At 43.7% G+C, this 16,520-nt stretch carries 12 protein-coding genes; all 12 read left to right on the top strand.

All coding sequences use genetic code 11. The annotated features are described in order from the left end of the window. The first annotated feature begins 491 nt into the window (after window positions 1-491). The 12 genes from MHB42_RS16945 to MHB42_RS16890 all read left to right on the top strand — a co-directional run bounded on the left by MHB42_RS16945 (window position 492) and on the right by MHB42_RS16890 (window position 16,137). On the top strand, window positions 492-1,103 hold the full coding sequence (locus MHB42_RS16945) for a hypothetical protein (protein ID WP_340807633.1): 612 nt from the start codon (window positions 492-494) through the stop codon (window positions 1,101-1,103). 30 nt (window positions 1,104-1,133) lie between these two features. Further along, on the top strand, window positions 1,134-1,841 hold the full coding sequence (locus MHB42_RS16940) for a response regulator transcription factor (RefSeq protein WP_340807632.1): 708 nt from the start codon (window positions 1,134-1,136) through the stop codon (window positions 1,839-1,841). Then, window positions 1,838-2,770 (top strand): sensor histidine kinase, encoded by a 933-nt coding sequence (locus MHB42_RS16935; RefSeq protein ID WP_340807630.1) that lies wholly within the window; start codon window positions 1,838-1,840, stop codon window positions 2,768-2,770. Before MHB42_RS16940 ends, MHB42_RS16935 begins: the two co-directional genes overlap by 4 nt. Window positions 2,771-2,785: 15 nt before the next feature. After that, window positions 2,786-3,007, top strand: coding sequence for an ATP-binding protein (locus MHB42_RS16930; RefSeq protein WP_340808625.1), 222 nt, complete (start codon window positions 2,786-2,788; stop codon window positions 3,005-3,007). 170 nt (window positions 3,008-3,177) lie between these two features. Then, window positions 3,178-5,739, top strand: coding sequence for a LuxR C-terminal-related transcriptional regulator (locus MHB42_RS16925; RefSeq protein WP_340807628.1), 2,562 nt, complete (start codon window positions 3,178-3,180; stop codon window positions 5,737-5,739). 153 nt (window positions 5,740-5,892) lie between these two features. Continuing rightward, window positions 5,893-8,655, top strand: a complete 2,763-nt coding sequence (locus MHB42_RS16920; RefSeq protein WP_340807627.1) for an S-layer homology domain-containing protein — start codon at window positions 5,893-5,895, stop codon at window positions 8,653-8,655. A gap of 159 nt (window positions 8,656-8,814) precedes the next feature. Beyond that, a complete protein-coding gene (locus MHB42_RS16915) occupies window positions 8,815-9,402 on the top strand; it encodes a hypothetical protein (RefSeq protein ID WP_340807626.1) in 588 nt (195 codons plus the stop codon). A gap of 94 nt (window positions 9,403-9,496) precedes the next feature. Then, window positions 9,497-9,730 (top strand): single-stranded DNA-binding protein, encoded by a 234-nt coding sequence (locus MHB42_RS16910; RefSeq protein WP_340807625.1) that lies wholly within the window; start codon window positions 9,497-9,499, stop codon window positions 9,728-9,730. Between the two features lie 271 nt (window positions 9,731-10,001). Then, entirely contained in the window at window positions 10,002-10,796 is a 795-nt protein-coding gene (locus tag MHB42_RS16905; RefSeq protein ID WP_340807623.1) for a MerR family transcriptional regulator, read from the top strand. Continuing rightward, window positions 10,774-12,666 carry an ABC transporter ATP-binding protein gene (locus tag MHB42_RS16900; protein ID WP_340807621.1) on the top strand — a complete coding sequence of 631 codons (1,893 nt, stop codon included), beginning with the start codon at window positions 10,774-10,776 and terminating at the stop codon, window positions 12,664-12,666. Before MHB42_RS16905 ends, MHB42_RS16900 begins: the two co-directional genes overlap by 23 nt. 364 nt (window positions 12,667-13,030) lie before the next feature. Then, a complete protein-coding gene (locus MHB42_RS16895) occupies window positions 13,031-14,326 on the top strand; it encodes a DUF262 domain-containing protein (RefSeq protein WP_340807620.1) in 1,296 nt (431 codons plus the stop codon). Between the two features lie 14 nt (window positions 14,327-14,340). Continuing rightward, window positions 14,341-16,137 (top strand): DUF262 domain-containing protein, encoded by a 1,797-nt coding sequence (locus tag MHB42_RS16890; protein WP_340807618.1) that lies wholly within the window; start codon window positions 14,341-14,343, stop codon window positions 16,135-16,137. Window positions 16,138-16,520: the final 383 nt, after the last annotated feature.

Below are 16,520 nucleotides of genomic sequence, written 5' to 3'. Positions count from 1 at the left end.
GGTACGGGGCCGATCTGAAGACAGGAAGGTGTGCGCGTGGACAACCCGAGGCGGCTGTTTCCGTCGGTCTAACGCCCGCGGGCGCTCCGGCGTTAACAATCGGATCGGCAAGGCGAATTTGATCGTATCCCTCAACATGGGCGCACACTCGCGCGAATTTTATTTGGGCCTTGCGATCATGTACTGACTCTTCTCTATCTGCTTCCCCGCCATCTACGGCGGTGACTCTGTCAGATCGTCGTGGATTTAACGGATCGACTGCCGGTTGTCATCGGAAAAGCTACCGGTTTTACTGGCAGGTTTGGGTGGACAGTATCATGTTTGATGGGGCTCGTGACTGCCTCGATAACCGTAAGCATCGTTCTAGCCCCAGAAGTTCCTCAGCTGACTTCCTCTTTTTCTGAAATACAGCTGTCTTAACAAAAATTTAACAACAGATCAAATACACTGTGGTAAAGTAGTCGGGGAAAAGAAAAAATGAGGTGAAAAAAATGAGAATGAAACGTTTTTTAATTACGGCTGTTTTGTTGATAACCGTGTTGCCCATGACCGCATTTGCCTTGGCAAATGATGCGCTGCCAGTAACGGTTCAAACGAGTGATGTTGTTTCGAAGTCAGAGGATATTTCGGGTCAGTCTTCTGGAGCTGTTACAGTAAATCAACAAGCAATTTCTCAAGTGAATGACACAAACCCAACTTCAAGTGATGTCACTGTGGACGGGCAGCCGGTACACAAAATTCAACTATCAGAGGAAAACATCATTGAATTGAATCTTGGGGATTCTGACGATGTTGGTGTACAGGCTACTTATCCGGTTAACTTCAACTTGCCGGGATCATCACTTGCCACAATAAGTGATGGGTCTGGAAACCCGTGGTATTTGACTCGGAACGAAGAGGTAACCATATCATTGACATGGCTGCCTCGGGACGCTACACTTCGAGTTGGTTTAATCGACTCGGACAATACATTTTTTTATGTGAACTTTACAGGCGGTGCCGATAGTCGAACCTTTGTAGTGAATGTCGCTGACAACTATCGAGTGGGGATTTACAATACGGATACCCATCAAGTGACAGTCACCGGAAATATCACGATCTAAACAAAAACCATTCCCCGACTACATTGTTTTATGAGAGGTGAGCAAAAGATGCGGATGCTGGTAATTGAAGATGAGCAAGATTTGGCCAATGCGATTAAAAAAGGATTGGAAATGGAAGGATTTGCGGTAGATATTGCATTAGATGGAGAAGAAGGCTGTCACCTGGCGGAAATCCATGCCTACGATATCATCATCTTGGATTTAAACTTGCCAGATAGGAATGGGTTAGACGTGCTGCAACACATACGACATCTGTCCAAACAAATCAGAGTGCTGATTCTAACAGCGCTTTCTGATACATCTTCTCGTGTGAAAGGATTGAATTTGGGAGCGGACGATTATCTTGGTAAACCATTTGATTTTGAAGAACTGAAAGCAAGAATACGCGCCTTATTGAGACGTGATCTTTTACGAGAAAGCCCGCTGCTCACCTATGGCCCTATCGAGTTGAATCCGATCACGATGACAGTAACTTGTGCTGGGCAACAGCTGACCCTTACTCGTAAGGAGTTTGCCTTATTACAGTATTTTTTATCTCATCCTGATCGAGTTGTCTCGTCCGAAGAATTGGTTGAACATGTGTGGGATCAGCATGCGGACCCTTTTTCCAATTCCGTCAGGGTACATATTACGACTTTGCGTAGTAAGATAAGATCCGTTATCCATGCAAACTTTTTGAATACGGTGCCAGGGTACGGCTATCGACTGAACAAACAAATTGAGAGGTTATCAAAATGATGAAAAGCAAGCGGCTCACATTGGCTGGAAGAATCGTGTTGTGGAACCTGGGTTTAATCATATTGACAGGCGTGTTTCTGTTGGTTTCGCTCAATGTTTTTGTTCAAATTATGCTTCCTGCTGTTCATGTGAAGCCAAATGATATGCTACTTCAACAAGATCATGAAGTGATCGTACCCACCATTGAAGTGAATCAGGTAAACGAAGAGGGGATGCTCAGATCGGATGTAAGCTTTTCATCTGAATTGATTGCATTTAAAGGACAAGTTCTCCTTTTTTCGCTGATCTGCCTGCTCATCATGATTATATTAGGTGGGGTCGGGGCGTTTTATCTCTCCAAAAGAAGTCTGTGGCCGGTGCGTTTATTGAGTGAACGACTTATGAAAATCAATGCCAATGATTTGTCCGTGCAGCTTCCTGTTAAGGAACTGCCCAATGATGAATTGAAAGAATTAACGGAATCGTTCAATACCATGCTGAAAAAATTAGAACATGCCTTCCAGCAGCAAGAACGTTTTATGGCCAATGCCGCTCATGAATTTAGAACTCCCTTGACGATTTTGAAGACGAATCTGGAAGTCTTGAGGAGTGATCCATCCGCAACTTTGGCAGATTATCGGCAGCTCTCGGACATTTTTGAAAAGACGTTAAAACGAATGAATCATATGGTCAATGAACTGCTCGTTCTGGCTAAAAATAATGACCCGGATAAGGATGTGATTGAAGTGGGTTCAATGATCCGTAAAGTCGTGAGTGAATTAAACGATTTAGCTTCAACACAGACAATTTCTATTGAAATCCACATCCATCCTGATGTTGAGATATATGGGAACGATATTTTAATCCAGAGAGCCATCAGCAATCTGGTCGAGAACGCTATTATGTACAACAAGCCACAAGGAAAAGTGATCATCACGTGTGCAAGTTAAGAAGGAGAGTGTTTCATTTCTATCATGGACACCGGAGATGGCATAGATGAAAAACACATTCCGTTTATCTTTGAACCGTTTTACAGAACTTCGGAAGGTAGAACGAAGAACAAGGCAGGCACAGGGCTAGGTCTATCCATAGCGTTATCCATTATTAAAAAGCATGAGGGAACGATTGAATACAGTCGTGAGCAAACGATGAAAGGCTTTATCGTCCGCCTTCCTGTCATCGACTAGCGGAAAGATGTACTCCATTCTATTTCAAGTTAATAGTACCCCCAGCATTGTCGATCGAAGTGATTTGACATGCTCCGATAAGGCCCTACCTAAATAAAAGTTTTTTGGTAAAATAATAGAAAAAATGTTCATATCTCATGACGATTGTCAAATAAGGGAGGGGTCAAACCATGATCATAGCCACGAAACTTCATATTCCCCAATCACGAAGCGAGCTGGTCGTGCGTTCACGCCTCATTCATCGTTTACATGAAGGTTTGGAGCGCACACTTACTTTGATCACAGCACCAGCCGGGTATGGCAAAACGACATTGCTCGGCGAATGGGTGATGACGCTGGAAAATCCCGTCGCCTGGGTCTCGCTTGATCAAGGGGATAATGATCGCACGCGCTTCTGGGCACATACCATTGCAGCGTTAAAACAAGCTTATCCGTCTTTTGACCAACAGGACGTCCTTCGTCATGTCGCAGAAGATCCATCGGGTGTGTCACTGATTGCTGCGCTCATCAACGGGCTACATCGCATTTCACACACGATGGTGCTCGTATGGGATGACTTTCATCATATCGAAGAAACGTCCATCTTGCAGGGCGTCACTTATCTGCTGGAACGTTTACCACTACATGTCCATCTCTATCTTGCAAGCCGAAATTCTCCAGCGCTTCCTCTTTCCAGACTACGAGCAGAAAATAGGCTGATCTCGTTGGAGGCGAGCGATCTCCGGTTTGTGCCGGACGAAACGACTGAATTTTTTGCGAAGTGCGGTGGTATACAATTATCCAATGAAGATGTGGCGACCGTACAAAAAAAGACAGAGGGTTGGGCAGTGGCGATGCGACTGGCGGTCTTGTCAATGCACGAACATACCGATCCCGTATCTCTAATCCGGAAGATGGCGGGGACGGAACGTGATATATCGGATTACTTCTTTGATGAGGTGTTAGCCCGACAATCCGCAACGATGCAGCAATTTTTACTCTATACTTCCATTTTGGACCGGATGAAGGGCGAACTTTGTCAAGCGGTAACCGGTATAGCCGAAAGTCATGCGTATCTGCAACAATTAGACAAGGAAAGCTTGTTTCTTGTAGCTTTGGACGAGTGGCGGGAGTGGTACAGGTATCATCATTTATTCCGGCAATTTTTGACGGCGCAGTTGAAAATGCGCGAGCCGCGGCAATGGCAAACACTTCACATGACAGCGGGAAAATGGTTGGAAGAGAAAGGTTATCCGCATGAAGCGGTAGATCATTACCTTGCGGCTGCCGATTATGAACATGCGCTATCATTGATAGAGGAGATGACACCGGAGCTGATGACCAATGAATGGACGACGCTTTGCAAGTGGTTAAACGCAATTCCCGACACGCTGTTATTTGCCAGACCGATGATGCTTTTGATAAAACTCGCTTCCCAGTACATGTCCGGGCATGTCGAAGCGGCCACAGATGGGTATTGGCAAGCGGTTCGCTGGCTAGAAGAGGACACCGCTTCCCTTCATCCTTTCGAAGCCGAAACATTGCAAGCCGGGCTCGCTTTTCTGGCCGCATTTCGCACGTTTTTGGATCGGGATTTTGAATATGCCGTTCAATTTTCAAAGGAATATGTCGAGAAGCATCCGGAAGGCGACTTCTTCATTGAGTTTGGGAGCGACGAGGATGGCTATCATCCGGTGTGGGATATCTACGTGTCGGATGACAGCCTTCGATTGGCGGAGCAGGTGTTAACGTCCTTGCTGTCGATTTGGTCTGAAACCCGAAATGTCTATTTTGTTGCTCATCTTTATATCGACTTAGGCAAAATGCAGTACGAACGAAATCGCTTGGTCGAAGCGGAAAAGCTGATGCGCCAAGCCTATGATATTGGAAGATTGCATGATAATCGAAGCCTGGCGACCATCGCAGCGCTATGGCTTGCCCGCATTGCCGCCGTACAAGGAGACGAGGCGACGTCAAATCAAATATTACAAGAATTAACCCAACAAACGTCCAAGATGGCGAATCCCCATTTGTCCGGAAAAATTGCCTTGTTCCGCGCCATGCAAGGCTGGATGCGTGGGGAAGAGAAACCGGTGAAACGATGGCTGAAAAAGAGCGGCCTCCGATTCCATGATGAAATTCCAGTATCCATGATCAAGGAATACGATTTACTGGCCTCTATATTGGCGGAGCAAGGAAAAATGGAAGAAGCCGCAGCATTGACGGAGCGTCTACTCCAGCTGTCAATAGAAGAAGGACGGCAAAGCGACCGAATTCGTCTGCTCGTTCATAAGAGTATGATCCTGTCCTTACAAGGAAGGATTTCGGACTCCATGGACGTACTGGAGGAAGCGCTTGCATTGGCGTGGCCAGAAGGGTATATTCGAACCTTTGTTGACGAAGGAGCACCCCTTGGGCAATTGTTGGACCAATATATTCGATTGCGTCAAAAACAGCATCGCCGCCCCAGTCATAAGGTGCCTTTATCCTATGTGAAACGGCTGCGAAGACTGATTCCGCAAGTCGAAAGGGAAGCCGGTACTCCCCATGAAGGAACGGTGGTCGTTTTAACAGACAGAGAACAAAGCGTGCTTCGGTTGATGGAAACGGGAATGTCTAATAAAGAAATAGCGCTCAAACTGAATGTTTCCCTGGCGACCGTAAAAACACACATTAACAATATCTACGGCAAATTGCAATCCAAAAATCGATTACAAGCGTTGGAACGTGCCAGAACACTGCAGTTGTTCTGATTCGTTCCTTTTTTTATCCAAATAAACTCCACCCCCTTCTTCAACCTTTGTGATTTTTGTGACAGGCAGGGTTGATCACAAAGGGATTGGAAGTTTGTATAATAAATCAGATGAAGCTATAAAGAGATTAACCTGAAGGAGGATTTGTAAGAGATGAATCCATGGGGAAAAAGCATGAAACAATCATATAAAAGCAATAGGAGGAACGGCTTGGTGAGGTTGTGCATCGCTTTGTTGCTCATCCAGTCGTTTCTGATCACGGTACCCTATGACAACGTGTCTGCTCAAGGGAGTTTTCATCCAGCCTTGAGTGATCGTTGGGGCGGGGTCCAGCAGATTGCAGGGGGGCGTGACCATTCTTTGGCTTTAACAGCGGACGGGAAAGTGTTCGCCTGGGGGAAGAATAAAATTGACGAAACCATGATCCCCATTGAAATCCCCGATGAAGCGCAGTCCAATATTGTCTCGGTGAGCGCAGGAGATAATCACTCCCTGGCTCTCACAGCAAGCGGCGAGGTCATCGCCTGGGAGGGAGCAGAGAGAACCGAAGTGCCGGAGGAAGCGAAGAGCGGTATCGCAGCCATTGCTGCGGGTCCTGGTGCCTTCCATTCGTTAGCCCTCACATCTTCGGGAGAAGTCATTGCCTGGGGGAGAAACGACTACGGACAAGCGAATGTACCTGATACAGCGAAAAGCGGCGTGAAAGCGATTGCAGCGGGATATTGGCATTCTTTAGCGCTAAATGAAGACGGAGATGTGATTGCGTGGGGAGATAAGAGTCGGGGAAAACTCAATGTGCCTGAAGAGGTGCAGGGCAATGCAGTAGCCATTAGTGCAGGAGTTCATCATTCTTTGGCATTAACTGAATCGGGGAAGGTGTTTGCTTGGGGGAGAAACGAATTCGGAGAATCTGATGTGCCGGAGGAAGCGAAAAGTGATGTTGTCGCCATTGCGGCAGGGTATGCACATTCTCTTGCCTTGAAGTCTGACGGATCTGTCATTGCCTGGGGCATTTCAGACAACACAGAATCGGACGACCACGGACAAACGGTTGTACCTGATGCAGCGAAAAGCGGCGTGATCGCGATTGCAGCGGGATTCCATCATTCGCTTGCCTTGAAAGAGGATGGGACGATCGTAGCCTGGGGTGATAATCGTTCAGGTCAGCTCAACATTCCCACAAGTGATCTCGAAACGATCAAACTGACCGATCAAAGTGGTGGAGAATTGGAGTTCTTGTTTGATGTTTCGGAGCAGGAATACACTGTTCTAATTGATAATAGCGTCACTTCAGTGAATGTGCTGGCTACATTGGAAAACCCGGAGTATGCCGATGTGTATGTGAATGGTAAGCGACAATCCGATCAGGTCGAAGGAGTCAAGGTCGAAGTTGAAGGTGAACAAACAGTTGTTCAAGTGAAAGTATCCCCTTATTTGCAAGAAAGTAAAACGTATACGATCAAGCTCTTACGAGAAGCAGAGCCAGAGCAAGTATCGAAACCAGTCGCCAGTCCTGCGGGCGGTGCAGTCCCGGCAGGTACAATGGTAACATTGAGCACGACAACGGAAGGAGCAACGGTTTACTACACGACGGACGGCAGTATGCCGAGCCGCAGCAGTATGGAATATACCGCGCCCATCGAAGTGACTGGGGGAATGACGCTTAAGGCCATTGCGGTGAAGGACGGCATGCTCGACAGCGAAGTGCTGGAGGAGCATTATACGATTGCAACGATACCTGCACCGGCGAATTTAACAGCTTCTGCGGCTGATCGTTCCGTTACATTAAAGTGGGATGCGGTCACGGGAACAGGCAGCGTGACTTACGCCGTTTACCAAGCGGAAGGCACATCAGCTCCTGTCGATCCGGCGAACTGGAAGCTCATTCAATCGAATGTTACAGCGAACTCCTACAATGTCACGGGATTGACGAACGGAACAACGTATGCATTTGTAGTGAAGGCTATCACTGTGAAGGGGGCCAGCGATTTCTCTAATGTAGCGATAGCGACCCCAAGAGCACCAGGAGGTAACAGCGGTTCCGGTGGTGGCGGGGGCGGTCGTATGTTATCCAACAATGCGGATCTTGCGGACCTGCAAGTATGGGCGGGAGGCAAACCGTTGAAGCTCAGCCCATCCTTTGCTTCGGGAACAACAGAATATACGGCACGTACAGAAGCCGAACAAGTGGAACTTGTAGTAAAAGAGGCGCATTCCGCAGCCAAAGTAATTCTACACGATAAAAAAGTCATAACCGACAGGGTGAAAGTCGATTTGGAGGAAGGCGACAATACGATTGAGCTAACGGTACAAGCGGAGAATGGCACGAAGAAAACCTATACGCTGACCATTTATCGTGAAATGCCAAAGCCAAATGAACCGGTTATTGCATTTACCGACATCGCTGGACACTGGGCGGAGGACTACATCATGCGCGCCGCAGCGAAAGGCATCGTCAGCGGTTATCCAGATGGCACATTTAAACCGAATCATCCAGTCACACGCGCCGAGTTTACCGTGATGCTGGCAGGCGCTTTGAAACTGGAAGGGCAAGGTGCTGCGCTAACTTTCACGGATCATGACCAGATTGGCGGATGGGCGAAGCAAGCCGTTGCGCAGGCCGTACAAGCGGGCATCGTGGATGGATACAACGATGGCAGCTTCCGGCCAAATGCGCAGATCACACGCGTAGAAATAGCGGTCATGATCGCCCGAGCGCTGAAATTGCAACTTAACGCAAATACGACAACTGGTTTTGCTGATGATGAAGCGATTCCGCAGTGGGCGAAAGGTGCGGTCGAAGCCATCCGCAAACTTGGCATTGTCGATGGCCGCGGCGGAAACCGTTTTGTGCCAAACGAAACAGCTACCCGTGCAGAAGCGACGGTGATGCTGCTAAGATTGTTGGATAGATGATAGAGCATCGTGCTGACAAGTATTTCCCTCCGATTGGGAAGCGATCAGTTCCGACGAATCCGGGGAACAACAGCAGTGCGTGAACAAGGCCATGCTTGCGATGGAAAGAATTGATCTGGAAGCCTTGGAGAAGGCGAGGAGTGGACTTTATGACGGACAATGATGTGGAACTTGCGGTCTCCGCACATTAGAAAGAAAATGAGACCGTTTAAATCATCCGTTCTGTTGGCGGCGTTAGTTCTTTTTTTCGGATGGACCTGGACACAACTGTTTGGGAATGTCGGCATATCGGTTCAGGCCGCCGATGACGGTGCATTCGCGCCGTTAAGCAGTGATTTTGCCGGCGGCTCAGGCACGGAAGAAGCCCCGTATATTATCGAAACCGCTGAACAGCTGAACAAAGTGAGAGATTATCTGGATGCCCATTTCAAATTGGGAGCCGATATTAATCTTTCAACTTACAGTTCCGGAGAAGGATGGTTGCCAATCGCAACGGAATACTCTTCTCCTTTTACCGGAACATTTAATGGCAACGGCTATCAAATTACAGGTTTAAAGATCAACCGTGAAGATGAGAACTACCAATCTTTGTTTGGAGTAACGTCAGAAACGGCTGTCATCCGGAATGTCCATCTCGAGGTCGTGGAGATCAAGGGGTATGATTACATCGGCGGGTTAGTAGGGTATAGCTACAGTATAAACATAACCTACATGAATGACCACCATTCAGGAGATATATTCTCTTGATTGGTGGTTTTCTTTTTATTTACTGGAATTGGTAAAAGGCATATAATCTTATTAACAATGTTGTTGATATTGTTATTGATAAGGAGATGACAACATGAGTGATGTTAATGAGCTACTAGAAGAAGCTATTAAGGAAACTGAAAACTTGAATGAAGGTGAAGTCTTTCTTGTAAAAGATCTATTCAAGGGTTATGTATGGAATAGAATACCTAGAAAGGATCGGCTTCTGCTTGGGACTTTATTTTTAAACTACATAAATAAAATGGAAGGTAATATAAAGGCTATTGAAAAAACTTCATCTAACCAGCAGAGGTATCAGAAGGTTTGAGGATATAGCAAAACTATTATGAAGGGCAATAAAAAACTATAAATTATATTAGGGTGTATGAGGTGGATCTTTGCTTAATTTAAGGCAATTAGTAGATGACTTTTTCTTGTTTGTTCAGTCTAAGAGCATTGAAATTTATAATGAGTTTAGCCTCCAGCATGAGCTGGGGATATTCCTACGTGAAAAGCTTACAAACGAAATTATGCAAATAAAGAAACGCTTGATTCTTACGTTACGTAAAGTTGTACAATGAATTCGGAGGTTGATTGAGATGATGAAAGAGCAAATGTCCATTGGAGAATTCTCCCGTATAGCCCGTGTCAGTCCACGCACGCTGCGATTTTATGAAGAGCAAGGCTTGCTCAAGCCAAGCTATATTAGTGATTCCGGGAGAAGGTATTATCGCCCGGACGATCTAATTCCGCTACAGCAAATCATTGCATACAAATATCTTGGTTTTTCATTGAAAGACATTAAAGCGATCATGTCCGGACAAGCGGGGGACAGCAACGCCTTGCTACGATCTTTGCGAATGCAGAAACAGGCTTTGGAGCATAAACAGCAACACATTCAGCAAATATTGAAAGCGATTGATCATGCTGCCGCGGTACTTGAAGCCGAGCATAGGATAGATCCGCAAGTGATCTCCTTCTTGATTCACAGCATCGTGACGGAGCAGCAACAGATGGAATGGATGTCTGATTGGTTTCCAGAGCCGTTGATTCAGAGAATAAAGGAAAATTTCGCGGACGAAAGCAAAGAGCGGGACTGGAACATGCGCTCGACATTGCTCCTTCAGGACCTCAAACAAGCATTGTGCAACCATCGTCCAGACTCCGAAGAAGTCCAGCAGCTCATCGAGCAATTTATGGCTCTCGCTAACGAACTGATGGGCGACAATTGGTACTTTATGCATGAATATGCGGATCACTTAGAAAATATAGAACTGCCCGCTGCGATCGGTACCCCGTTTACAGAAGAGGAAGAGAAATGGTTTGCAGAAGCGTTCGAGTACTATTCCATAAAGAAAGGACTGTTGTCAGATGGACACAGAGAGAGTGAATAATCATGACCAGGGACAATGGCGGAAGTTTTTGCGAATGTTGCGCAGTGCCGTTCCCAGGAGAGGGCTGTTTGCCGTTGCCATCATCCTAAGTGTATTGGAAGCTGCAGGCGGCGTGATTGTGCCGCTTTTCACCCGTGATTTGATTGATCAATTTGCGACTAGTGGTCTCGATATCGGCGTCATCATTTGGCTCATAGCGGCGTTTTTTGTGCAGGCGGCTGCGGGCGGATTTTCCTACTATTTCATGACGTATATTGGCGAGATGTTCGTGAGAAACATCCGATTGCGCTTGTGGGATCACATTCTCAAACTCAAAGTTTCCTACTTTGACAAGCACGAATCCGGCGAGCTGATCAGCCGTGTTACGCAGGATACGAACACGCTTAAGACACTAATAACGAACCATCTCGTCACCTCCATCTCCGGCATTCTTTCGATCATCGGAGCATTAGTGATCCTGTTTGTCATCGACTGGAAAATGACGCTCATTATGCTTTCCGCAGTGCCAGTGTCCATGCTGATTTTGGCTCCATTAGGCAGACTGGTGTACAAAATTTCCTTGCAAATGCAAGATGAGCTTGCCGCTTTCAGCGCGGGACTCGGTCGCGTGCTCAGCGACATCCGTCTTGTGAAATCGCACAATGCCCAGTCCGTTGAGCGCGAACGGGGCGAGCGAGAGATTGCCAGCTTGTTTCACTTCGGCATGAGAGAAGCACGCATCCAAGCATTCGTCTCACCACTAATGACAACCGTGATCATGGTCGTGCTGGTCGTCATCATCGGATACGGTGGAGCGCGCGTTTCCGCCGGTGATCTGTCTGCCGGAACACTGGTTGCTGTCATTATTTATATGTTCCAGGTCGTAGTGCCATTCAGCATGCTGGCACAGTTTTTCACCGCCTTTCAAAAAGCGATGGGAGCGACCGAGCGCATCCAAGAGTTGCTATGCACTGATCCAGAGCAGTCAACAGGACGCTTACAGCAAAATCAGCAAAATGATGATCCTGACCATCAGGAGCCAGACCGTCAATCGAAGCCTGATTTCGCAACCGCGTTAACGCTGTCTGCGGACTGGGAGAAATCGGAAGATGCGTCATACCAAGTCGATTGGAATCAGCCCATCCACTTCCAGGACGTATCCTTTGGCTATGGGCAAGAGGACGAGGTGCTGCGCAGCTTAAACTTCACGATTGAGCCGGGGCAAACTGTCGCCTTCGTCGGGCCGAGCGGTGCCGGTAAGACAACGATCTTCTCCTTGTTGGAGCGGTTTTATGAAACGTCGGCGGGCAGCATCATGCTCGGAGAGCAGAACATCGAACAAATTCCGCTTCACGCTTGGCGGGAAGGGATCGGCTACGTCCTGCAAGAAAGCCCGCTCATGTCAGGTTCGATTAAAAGCAACATCACGTACGGGCTCACGCGTCCGGTTACCGACGACGAAGTGCGCGAGGCTGCGCGTCTGGCTAATGCCGCGGCATTTATCGAGCAATTGCCGGCAGGCTACGACACCGAGGTTGGCGAACGGGGCATCAAGCTGTCCGGTGGTCAGCGCCAGCGCATCGCCATTGCTCGCGCTCTGATGCGCGATCCAAAGCTGCTACTTCTGGACGAAGCGACGTCGAATCTGGATAGCGAATCGGAAGCACTTGTCCAGGAAGCACTGCAAAACTTGATGCATGGTCGCACGACGCTTATCATCGCGCATCGCTTGTCAACCGTCGTCGATGCAGACCAAATCATCTTCCTGGAGAATGGCATCTTGACTGGCCAAGGAACGCATGCTCAATTGATGGATGGACATGCATTGTACCGTAAGTTCGTTCATCAGCAGATGAAGCAAGAATCCAACTTCAGCGTCTATACATCCTAGGGACGCAATCGGCGATGTATTCATTTTTTCGATATGTAAAAATTAATCGATATATTCCCGCCTACCGATAGTGCAAAAAGTGGCGATGACGTGTTTCCAACTACCGACAATGTAAAAGACATCAATCCACCCCGCTCGTCCCACTGTGAAGCAGTTACATGGTTGGAGCTAAGGCAGTAAATATCAAAATCAGCAGACGATTAAGGAAGTAATTTCAATTCCATAGTTGTCTGTTTTTTATTGATATTAGGAGATTAAAGCTCTCAAATATTGTAGAATTTTTTTAGTGTATCTAAAAAACATTGATAAAATGTCTTTTTAGCAGTTCAATCATAGCATTAGCTAAATAAATGGAAGGAATGGAATGATGGGTTTAATTGAAGAAGAACTTTCAGTTGTTTCATTAGAAAATTTACTTGGTTTGCAGTTATCTATTCCAGAATATCAAAGACCTTATCGTTGGCATGTAAGTTCAACGAATACTTTATTTATGGATACTTATGAAGCTTATCGAAAAGGGCTGGCTGAATATAGAATTGGTTCTGTCATTCTTCATAAGAAAAAACAACATTACTATATTGTTGATGGCCAGCAGAGAATTACTACATTGTCTATTTTACTGTACTGTCTTGGAGATACGAATGATGGTTTATTAAATGAACAGTATAGCTCGCTTTCAACAAACGCAATTATTTATAATTTTGAATTGCTATCCAAAAAGATATCTGAGCTTGAACCGAAAGAGCGTTTAGCATATAAATCATATTTACTTGAAAAGTGTACAGTTGTAAAAATTGTCACGGATAATGAGCAAGAAGCATTTCAATTTTTTGATTCTCAAAATTGCAGGGGGAAGGAATTAGCGCCCCATGATTTACTGAAATCCTATCATTTAAGAGAAATGAACTTAGAGGACGAGCATACCAAAATAAAAATCATTAATAGTTGGGAAAATAAAAATCAGCAAGCATTAGAAGATTTATTTAAAAATTATTTATTTCCAGTGACGCAATGGTATAAGAAGAAAGATGGTCTAGGTTATTCTAGCGATAAAATTGCCACATTTAAGGGAATTAAGCTGCGTAGTCCATACAATTATGCAATTTATCAAAAGGCATCAAATCTCTTCATTGAGCAAACGAATACGAATGGTAGTATAGAGCTGTTAGCAAATCAGCCACTAAATCAATTTCAATTAACACAACCCGTTTTAGCTGGTAAACGGTTTTTCAACTATACGCTGCATTACGCTGAATTGCTCGAAAAGGTTCAAAATAAAATAATGGATTTTCATAATAAGGATCAAATACCAGACGTTCGGTCGGGAGACATTTATATTAAGCAACTCTATGAAAGTGCATTATTATTTTTTGCTGACCGATTTGGTCTGGAATTTATTACAGATACAGTTATTAAACAATTATATACATGGTGTTACTCGCTTCGATTAGTGATGACAGCCGTATATCCACAAACCATTAACAAATATGCTTGCGGCAATCACGAGAGAATAAATTATGGATTAGACTTATTTACAAAGCTTAGTGAAATGAATGAACCTGAAGAATTAGCCTTTGTAATTTTTGAAAGTATAAATAAAGAGGATGTTAGTGCTAATCTAAAAAAATACTCAGAAATATGGAATTTTTTATACGGATGAATGGATGGTGAACTATGAATACTCAACCAGAAATTTTACAAGTTTCAAACTTATTTTTTCAGGCGAATTATGAAATACCTATTTATCAGCGAAATTATGCATGGAGAGAAGAACAGATTCAGCAATTGTTGGATGATATAAATACGTCTTCACATAATTATTTTTTAGGAACTTTAATTGTTAATCAAAAGGACCTCGATTCTTATGAAGTAATAGATGGTCAACAGCGTTTAACTACATTATTCTTGCTTCAAAAATATTTAAAAATGAGCGTTTTACAAGGTTCCTTGTATTTTGAGGCGAGAGAAAAATCAAATCACACACTTGCTATGCTAGGAAAAAATAATTTACCGGAAGAATTATTATCCCAAGAAATTATGCAAGGCTATAAAATAATTGAAACTTATTTTTATAATAAAGAAATCGATAAAAGTAAATTTATCGAAAGATTAGATAACGTACAGTTAATTCGTATACAGGTTCCTTCTAAAATTGACTTAAATCACTATTTTGAAATTATGAATACACGAGGTGAGCAGTTAGAATTTCATGAAATAGCTAAAGCGAAATTATTAAGTCCACTGTCTAGTATAGAAGATAAAAAAGTAGGTGCACTTATTTGGGAAGCTTGCTCAAAAATGGATACGTATGTTCAAATGAATTTTAATATACATATTAGAAAGAAGATTTTTTCAAGTGATTGGAATAAATTACGCTCAAGTGTAAGGGATTTTAATGAGGTCAAAGAAAAAATAACAAATATTCAACAAAACGAAGAAGATACAGCTCCGAAAACATTATTAGATATATTGAAGGAAAGAAAAAAGGTGAAAATAGAAACTCGTGCTGACATTGAAGAAAATGAAAGATTCGAGTCTATTATATCTTTTCCTAATTTCATTTTACAGGTTAATAAGACCCTATCTCAGTCCAATGAAAATGAGTCCTTGTTAGACGATAAAAACTTTTTACGAAATATACAGCACCATTGGGAAAGTGAAGAAAGCTGCAAAAACTTTTTATTTAACTTATTAAAATGTAGAGTTTTGTTTGATCAATATATTTTAAAAAGAGAGTTTGCAAAAGATTATAAGGAAATTGGAAAATGGTCTTTACAGCGTATTGAAGCATACGAAGATAGGAAAAAAGGAAACTTAAAACCAAAATATGTTGGAACTTATGACGATGGTAGTGACATAAATGATAATAAGACATTGAGGACACTTCAATCCTGTTTACGTATTACATATACATCACCAAAAACGATGCATTGGATTTCAATTGTTTTAAAGTATTTGATGGAAAATGAAGATGTTAACGTTTTATCTATTTTAGAAGACTATTGCAAAGAGAAGGTGAAACAATCAAAATTCTTAGAGGCAAAAGGATTTGCTATCGAGCGTATTGTTTTTACTTATCTCGATTATATCTTATATAGAGATGGCTATCGGTATAATCAAATGCTAGTTATATCACCAATGAAAGATAACTGGCAATTCCAATTTAGAAACTCCATTGAGCATTTTTATCCACAGAACCCTTCTAATAGTGAATTGCTAAACAAATGGGCAGACGAGGACTTGAATAGTTTTGGTAATTTAGCACTAATTACGGTATCCGGGAATTCTAAATTTTCGAATTTGCCACCTAACGGAAAGGTAAGTTCTTATCCGAGTATTATTGAACAAAGTTTAAAGTTACTCATTATGAACGCTTTAATCAATTATAATGGCGGTGTATGGAATGAAAGCATTGCCGATAATCATAAAGAAGAAATGTTTGCGCTGTTAAAAGCAGAATGTAGTCTATAAATGAATAGCTATTAATGAACTTTAGCTGATATTAATAATGTAAAATCAATAAAGTTTGTGAAGGAATGGTCTTAATTAGTTGGTATTTAAGTGAAAAAACTGTGAAGACATAAAAAAGTAATGGTCAGGTCCAGAAACCCAGCACAGTACACCTCCTGCGTTGTCCCCACATGTAAAATGGTTGCACAGCTTATATGAACAGCAGAATAGAGCTTTAGAGCATCAAGTTCAGATGGCATTACTGAATTTGGTGCTTTCTTAATTTATAAAAATAAACAGCCTCTCAGAATATTTTATATTCGAATTTTTAGAAAATATGGTATTCTAAAAAGTGTGTGTAAAATGAATCATTTAATGCCGTAATTTAAGGAGGAAATTAGTAA

Source organism: Lysinibacillus sp. FSL K6-0232 (assembly GCF_038008325.1).
Lineage (GTDB): Bacteria > Bacillota > Bacilli > Bacillales_A > Planococcaceae > Lysinibacillus.
This window is presented reverse-complemented; position numbering and strand designations above follow the sequence as displayed.

Coding starts and splice junctions, on each gene's coding strand:
- MHB42_RS16945 (WP_340807633.1), top strand. CDS start 492: ATGAGAATGAAACGTTTTTTAATTACGGCTGTTTTGTTGATAACCGTG.
- MHB42_RS16940 (WP_340807632.1), top strand. CDS start 1,134: ATGAGAGGTGAGCAAAAGATGCGGATGCTGGTAATTGAAGATGAGCAA.
- MHB42_RS16935 (WP_340807630.1), top strand. CDS start 1,838: ATGATGAAAAGCAAGCGGCTCACATTGGCTGGAAGAATCGTGTTGTGG.
- MHB42_RS16925 (WP_340807628.1), top strand. CDS start 3,178: ATGATCATAGCCACGAAACTTCATATTCCCCAATCACGAAGCGAGCTG.
- MHB42_RS16920 (WP_340807627.1), top strand. CDS start 5,893: ATGAATCCATGGGGAAAAAGCATGAAACAATCATATAAAAGCAATAGG.
- MHB42_RS16915 (WP_340807626.1), top strand. CDS start 8,815: ATGATGTGGAACTTGCGGTCTCCGCACATTAGAAAGAAAATGAGACCG.
- MHB42_RS16910 (WP_340807625.1), top strand. CDS start 9,497: ATGAGTGATGTTAATGAGCTACTAGAAGAAGCTATTAAGGAAACTGAA.
- MHB42_RS16905 (WP_340807623.1), top strand. CDS start 10,002: ATGATGAAAGAGCAAATGTCCATTGGAGAATTCTCCCGTATAGCCCGT.
- MHB42_RS16900 (WP_340807621.1), top strand. CDS start 10,774: ATGGACACAGAGAGAGTGAATAATCATGACCAGGGACAATGGCGGAAG.
- MHB42_RS16895 (WP_340807620.1), top strand. CDS start 13,031: ATGATGGGTTTAATTGAAGAAGAACTTTCAGTTGTTTCATTAGAAAAT.
- MHB42_RS16890 (WP_340807618.1), top strand. CDS start 14,341: ATGAATACTCAACCAGAAATTTTACAAGTTTCAAACTTATTTTTTCAG.